The organism is Kribbella sp., assembly GCF_035687465.1.
Taxonomy (GTDB): Bacteria; Actinomycetota; Actinomycetes; order Propionibacteriales; family Kribbellaceae; genus Kribbella.
The window spans coordinates 1-5,968 of record NZ_DASRXP010000307.1 but is presented as its reverse complement, the minus strand read 5'-3'; the positions used below and the strand labels follow the sequence as shown (position 1 = coordinate 5,968).

Sequence of the window (5,968 nt, the reverse complement as noted above, 5' to 3'; positions counted from 1 at the left end):
CCGAGATAGCGCTCTCCCCGATCTCCGGTGCGATCTGCGACCAGCTGGAGACCAGCCACATCGTCAAGAGAGCGCCGCACCCATCGCTGCAACCGAGCGTCGTCGCACTCGACGCCGACTTCGCTGTACGACGAACGCTCGGCAGGCGGCTCGATCTTGAAGCCGTCAGTCGCTGGGAACGTGGCAGTCACTCTGAGGCTCACCGTCGACTGCTCGCCCGGCTCCACCTTCAGAATCCAGCTCACCCTGTCCTGCTGAGACTGATCGGGAGCGGGATCGAAGAGAGCGCTTACTCGGGTCCCCTTGTCCTCCCACTGCAGGCCGTCGGGTACGCGGACCGGTTCCAGTTCGGGGAGGTCTGCGGCCGCTTCGCTGCGGACTGCCGCGGTCCCGGCCAGGTCGGCGCCTAAGGCAACCACCAGCTCATACTCGACGGTGTCGCGCGAGCGGTTCACCAGGGTGATGCGCTCGCTCATCCCCTCGCCGTCCACCTCGCGGACCCGCTCCAGCGTCACCGTGGTGTCGTGGCCGGAACCACCCCCGCCTTCGACGACAGCGGAGTACGAGGTGGTCCAGGCGGCGGGCTCGTCGACGTGCAGAGGAGCGGGGGCGGTGCCGTCGATCGTGACCTGCAGCCTGGACAGGATGCGGAGGTCCCGGGCATAGACGCCCTCGGCGCCGGTGCCACTCAATTGCCCCGATCGTGGTGAGAGCACCACCCAGGGCGCGGCCACCGCGGTGACCAGTTCGTGCAGATAGGGCATGTGCCCACCCTAAGCGGACCGCTTTTACGGCAGAGTGGCAGCGTGAACGACGTTGCGACGTTTCTGGTCGGGGTGGCGATCTTCGTCGGCATCATCGGCATCGTGGTCCCGGTCCTGCCCGGCGCGCTGCTGAGTCTCGCGGCCATCCTGGTCTGGGCCCTTGAGGAACAGAGCGCCACCGGCTGGATCGTGCTGTCCGCGGCCGTGGTGCTGATCGGGGCCAGCCAGGTGGTCAAGTACGTCGTACCGGAGCGCCGGCTGCGGGAATCCGGGGTCCCCCGGCGGTCGATGCTGGTCGGGGTGCTGCTCGGCATCGTCGGGTTCTTCGTGATCCCAGTGATCGGGATGTTCGTCGGCTTCCCGCTAGGGGTCTACCTGTCCGAGCGCCAGCGGCTGAACGCCCACGACCCGGCCTGGGAATCGACGAAACATGCTCTGCGCGCCACCGGGTTGTCGATGCTGATCGAGTTCATCGGCACCGCCCTCGCCGCCGCCGTCTGGCTGATCGCCGTCCTCTTCATCGTCTGACCTGCTCACTGCGGGCAGCGACCCGGTTGCCAGGGTTTTGCCAGGTCCACGGGAGGGTCGTCTCAGGTCCACCGCGCAGGGTGGGACGACCAGTGCCAGGTGATCACTTGGCACGCAGTACCGGGAGGCAGAAAGTCATGGCGTTGCAGAAGCTGACCGACAAACCCTGGCGGCTGGCAGGCACGGTGGCGGCGGTTGCCGTCACCACGGCGGCCGGTGGGGTCGCCTGGGCCACCACCAGTGCTGACACCCCTTCACCTTCACCGTCGCCGTCCGCATCACCTTCCGCACCGGCCGCACCGGCCGACCCGGCCAGGCCGGAGGCCGGCAAGCGCGGCGAACACGGAGCGTTCGGTAGTGCGTTGCACGGGGAGTACACGGTGGAGAAGGAGGGCGGCGGGTACCAGACGATCGCCACCCAGCGGGGTGAGGTCACCGCGGTCAGCGCCGATTCGATCACGCTGAAGAGTGCCGATGGTTACAGCAAGGCTTACACCGTCACCGCCGAGACCCTGGTGAACGCGGCGCGCGACGGGATCGCCAGCATCAAGACCGGCAACACCGTCTCCGTACTGGCAGTCGTCGCCGACGGCAAGACCACCGCGACTAGCATCAGCTCCGGCACAGCGCGTGACGCGGCGAACCAGAAGTGGGGTCTCAAGCGCGGACCACGGTGACACTCACAGGTGATTGCCAGGAATCTCCCAGGGATCACCGGGGTGAGGGCGTAAGACTGGGCTCATGAGCCCTCACCTCCTGGTGGTCGACGACGAGCCCAATATCGTCGAGTTGCTGTCCGCGAGTCTCCGGTTCGCCGGCTACGAGGTGACGACCGCGACGCACGGGACCGAGGCGCTGCGGAAAGCCCGGGAGGTGGAGCCCGATCTGGTCGTGCTGGACGTGATGATGCCCGGCCTGGACGGCTTCGAAGTGGTCCGTCGGCTGCGTAGTGAGGATCGGCACGTGCCGGTGCTGTTCCTCACCGCGCGCGACGCCGTCGAGGACAAGGTGCTCGGCCTGCACACCGGCGGCGACGACTACGTCACCAAGCCGTTCAGCCTGGACGAGTTGGTCGCCCGCGTCCGCGCGTTGCTGCGGCGCTCCGGTCACCGCGAGCGGGAGGCGACTGAGCCGGCTGTCCTCAAGTACGCCGATCTGGAGCTGAACGAGGACAGCTACGAGGTTTTCAAGGGGGGTGAGGCCGTGCAGTTGTCACTCACGGAGTTCAAGCTGCTGCGCTGCCTGCTGGAGAACGCCGAGCGGGTGATGTCGAAGGGCCAGATCCTGTCCGCCGTCTGGAACTACGACTTCGCCGGGGACGCGGGCGTGGTCGAGTCGTACATGTCGTACCTGCGTCGCAAGGTCGACACCGGCGACCAGAAGCTGCTGCACACGGTCCGTGGCGTCGGCTACGTACTCCGAACCCCGCGAGGCCCCAACTGATGCCCCACCGCCGGCTGGCCGACCGGTACCCGCTCCGCATCAGCCTCGTCCTGGTCCTCCTGGCCCTGGTGACCGCAGCGCTGCTGGCGTCTGGCGTGGTCGCCACTACGATCATGCGCGGCTATCTCACCGAACGCGTGGACACCCAGCTCAGCGATGCGGCCAAGGGGTTCGCCAATCGCCCCCGCAACGGAGAGTGGCCTCCCCGGAACAACCCCGACAACGGGCCGAAGCTGCCGAGTGCGTTCGTCATCCAGCGTTTCGAGGCCGACGGTTCGGTGGCGCAGGGAGACGGACCGGTCAGCCAGCCGCTGCGCGCGACCGATGCACAGCCTCAACTGCCGACCATGACCCTGGCGCAGGTGGTCGGCCGGAACAACAAGCCGTTCGACGTTCCTGCCGTCTCCGGCAGCGAAACCTTCCGTGTGATCGCCGTTCCGGAGACGAACGGCGGCGGCTTCCTGATGGTTGCGCAGAGCCTCGGCGACATGAATCAGACGATTCAGCAACTGGTCGGGGTGCAGATCGCGGCCGGGGTGATTCTGCTGGTGTTGCTGGCCGGCGTCGGGACCTTGGTCGTACGGCGGAGTCTGCGCGGGCTGGAAGACGTGGAGCACACGGCAGTGGCGATCGCCGGAGGGGATCTCAGCCGCCGGGTGCCGCAGCGGGATCCGCGAACGGAGGTCGGGCGGTTGTCCCTTGCGATCAACCAGATGCTCGGGCAGATCGAGACCGCCTTCGCCCAGCGGACCGCGTCGGAGTACGCGGCCCGGCGGTCAGAGGATGCGGCCCGCCGCTCGGCGGAGGTCGCGAGGCAGTCCGAGGAGCATGCGCGGCAGTCGGAGGAGCGGATGCGGCGGTTCGTGGCGGATGCGAGTCATGAGCTCCGTACGCCGTTGACGTCGATCCGGGGATTCGCCGAACTGACCCGGCAGCGGGGTGATGCGAGTGATCCCGCGACGATGAAGCGGATCGAGGACGAGGCGAAGCGGATGGGTCTGCTGGTGGACGATCTGCTGCTCCTTGCGCGACTCGATCAGCAGCGGCCGTTGCAGCACCAGCCGGTCGATCTCCTGACGCTCGCGGGCGACTCCGTGCACGACGTACAGGCTGTTCAGCCCGGGCGGTCGATGAAGCTGCAGATCCTGCCCGACTCGTCTGCACCTGTGGTCGACGGGGACGAGGCGCGGTTGCGTCAGGTGCTCGGCAACCTGGTGAGCAACGCGTTGCACTACACGCCCATCGAGGCACCGATCACGGTGTCGGTCGGTACGCGTGACGGCGAGGCGATCCTCGAGGTCGCCGACACCGGTCCGGGCCTCAGTGCCGGCCAGAAGACCAGGGTCTTCGAACGCTTCTACCGGGCCGATTCAGCCCGAACCCGCTCCACCGGCGGCTCCGGCCTCGGCCTGTCCATCGTCGCCGCCCTGGTAGCAGCCCACAACGGCAAGGTAACCGTCACCGACACCCCCACCGGCGGCGCCACCTTCACCGTCCACCTCCCCCTCTCCCCCAACACCTGAAGGGGGTTGCCCTGCTTTCAACTGACCTTCGGCGATTTCTCCAGACCATCCAGTCGCCTGGCCATCATGTCGAGTGTCGGCCACGGAGGACCCTCGCGCAGCGAGCGCACGAATTCCTCCCCGAATCGCCTCCCGTTCGGAAACTGGTCGCCACGGTCCCAACGCCACGCTGCGACCATCGCGAGAACGAGCTGCCGGCACTCGTCCAGCAGTCCTTGGTCAACGCCCGGGTAGTGCTCGCAGACCGCCTCGGGAACATGGGCGAGATCGAACTCGACGGGTCCACGGCAGCACGTCTCGAAGTCGATGAACAACGCGCCCTTCTTCGTGCTGAGCACATTGCCTGGATGCGGCTCGCCGTGAAGTAGCTGCTCTTCGGCGCCGCGGTCGTCGATCGCCCGTCGCAGGCTTCCTAGTCTGCTGCTGAGGAACACGCGGTCTGCGTCGGCGAGCTCCGGCGAGAGATCCGGGTTGGCGACGATCTCTTCCGCCTCCGCGATTCGATCCGTGAACCGTGGGCTCGCCACCTCAACCTTGCGCATGCCGACGTGCAGCCGCTCCAGCGCCTCGGCGTAGTCGACTGGTGAGACGTCAGGTGTCACGGGCTCGTAGTAGATCCACAGCGTCACTGCGAAGCCATCGCGTGTGTACACAAGCGGGTCCACCCGAGGCTCCAAGACGCCCACCGGGGATCCGACCTCGGCGAGCCGTTGAGCGAGCTCGACTTCGAGCTGTGCAACCTCTTGCCCTACAGGGGCGACCCGGGCAAGGACGTCGCATGGCATCAGGCGCAGCGCCAGCTTGTTCGAGTTGTGGAGAACGATGGCATCGTTGGCCGGCAGGTCGAGCGATGCGGCGACCGAGATCGCGGCCGCGATCGCACGCGTGAAGTCTGGCATCTCCATGATCTGGGCAGACTACCTTCGTGATCTTGTCCGGTCCCCCCAATTTCTAGAGCGCGGGGAAGCTTCGGTTGGCGGATTCGCCGTGTTCCAGGACCTGGGCGGCGGGGCCGAGGATCTTGGGGTCGGGGTTGGCGACCAGTTCGAAGTCCTTGTCGGTGTAGTCGTACAGGCTGAGCACGTGGCGCATCGCCTCCAGGCGGGCGCGCTTCTTGTCGTTGCTCTTGACCACCGTCCACGGCGCGTGCGGCGTGTCCGTGTAGTGGAACATCGCCTCCTTCGCCTCCGTGTAGTCGCCCCATTTGTCCAATGCCGCCAGGTCCGTCGGCGACAGCTTCCACTGCCGCACCGGGTCGATCTGCCGGATCGTGAACCTGGTCTGCTGTTCCGCCTGCGACACCGAGAACCACAGCTTGACCAGCAGGATCCCCGACCGGACCAGCATCCGCTCGAACTCCGGCGCCTGCCGCATGAACTCCTGGTAGTCGTCGTCGGAGCAGAAGCCCATCACCCGCTCGACGCAGGCCCGGTTGTACCAGGACCGGTCGAACAGCACCAGCTCACCGGCGGCAGGCAGGTGCTTGATGTAGCGCTGGAAGTACCACTGCGTGCGTTCGCGATCGGTGGGCTTCTCCAGCGCGACGACGCGGGCGCCACGGGGATTCAGGTGCTCCATGAAGCGCTTGATCGTGCCGCCCTTGCCCGCGGCGTCGCGGCCCTCGAACACCAAGACGTGGCGCAGGCCGTTGGACTGGCTCCACTTCTGCAACTTGAGCAGCTCGATCTGCAGGAACCGCTTCTGCTCCTC

Annotated in this window: 7 protein-coding genes; 4 read left to right on the top strand and 3 right to left on the bottom strand. The window is 67.0% G+C overall.

Features of this window, described 5'->3' with window-relative positions:
- Positions 1-764: glycogen debranching N-terminal domain-containing protein (locus VFG33_RS15480; RefSeq protein ID WP_325026943.1), on the bottom strand; the 764-nt coding region annotated here is incomplete at its 3' end.
- A 42-nt stretch (positions 765-806) separates the two neighbouring features.
- Between VFG33_RS15480 and VFG33_RS15475 the strand changes: the two genes are divergently transcribed.
- From VFG33_RS15475 to VFG33_RS15460, 4 genes are all read left to right on the top strand, one after another.
- Positions 807-1,292 carry a DUF456 domain-containing protein gene (locus VFG33_RS15475; protein ID WP_325026942.1) on the top strand — a complete coding sequence of 162 codons (486 nt, stop codon included), beginning with the start codon at positions 807-809 and terminating at the stop codon, positions 1,290-1,292.
- 137 nt (positions 1,293-1,429) lie between these two features.
- Positions 1,430-1,969: a hypothetical protein gene (locus VFG33_RS15470; RefSeq protein WP_325026940.1), complete on the top strand. Its 540-nt coding sequence runs from the start codon at positions 1,430-1,432 to the stop codon at positions 1,967-1,969.
- A 64-nt stretch (positions 1,970-2,033) separates the two neighbouring features.
- A complete protein-coding gene (locus tag VFG33_RS15465; protein ID WP_325026938.1) occupies positions 2,034-2,735 on the top strand; it encodes a response regulator transcription factor in 702 nt (233 codons plus the stop codon).
- The gene (locus VFG33_RS15460; protein ID WP_325026936.1) at positions 2,735-4,258 is read left to right on the top strand and encodes a sensor histidine kinase; all 1,524 of its coding nucleotides are present in this window, start codon (positions 2,735-2,737) and stop codon (positions 4,256-4,258) included. Before VFG33_RS15465 ends, VFG33_RS15460 begins: the two co-directional genes overlap by 1 nt.
- Before the next feature lie 17 nt (positions 4,259-4,275).
- Here VFG33_RS15460 and VFG33_RS15455 read toward each other — a convergent pair whose 3' ends face one another.
- A complete protein-coding gene (locus VFG33_RS15455; RefSeq protein ID WP_325026934.1) occupies positions 4,276-5,163 on the bottom strand; it encodes a phosphotransferase in 888 nt (295 codons plus the stop codon).
- Between the two features lie 46 nt (positions 5,164-5,209).
- Positions 5,210-5,968, bottom strand: a 759-nt coding sequence (ppk2, locus tag VFG33_RS15450) for a polyphosphate kinase 2 (protein WP_325026932.1), incomplete at its 5' end; no start/stop codon positions are given.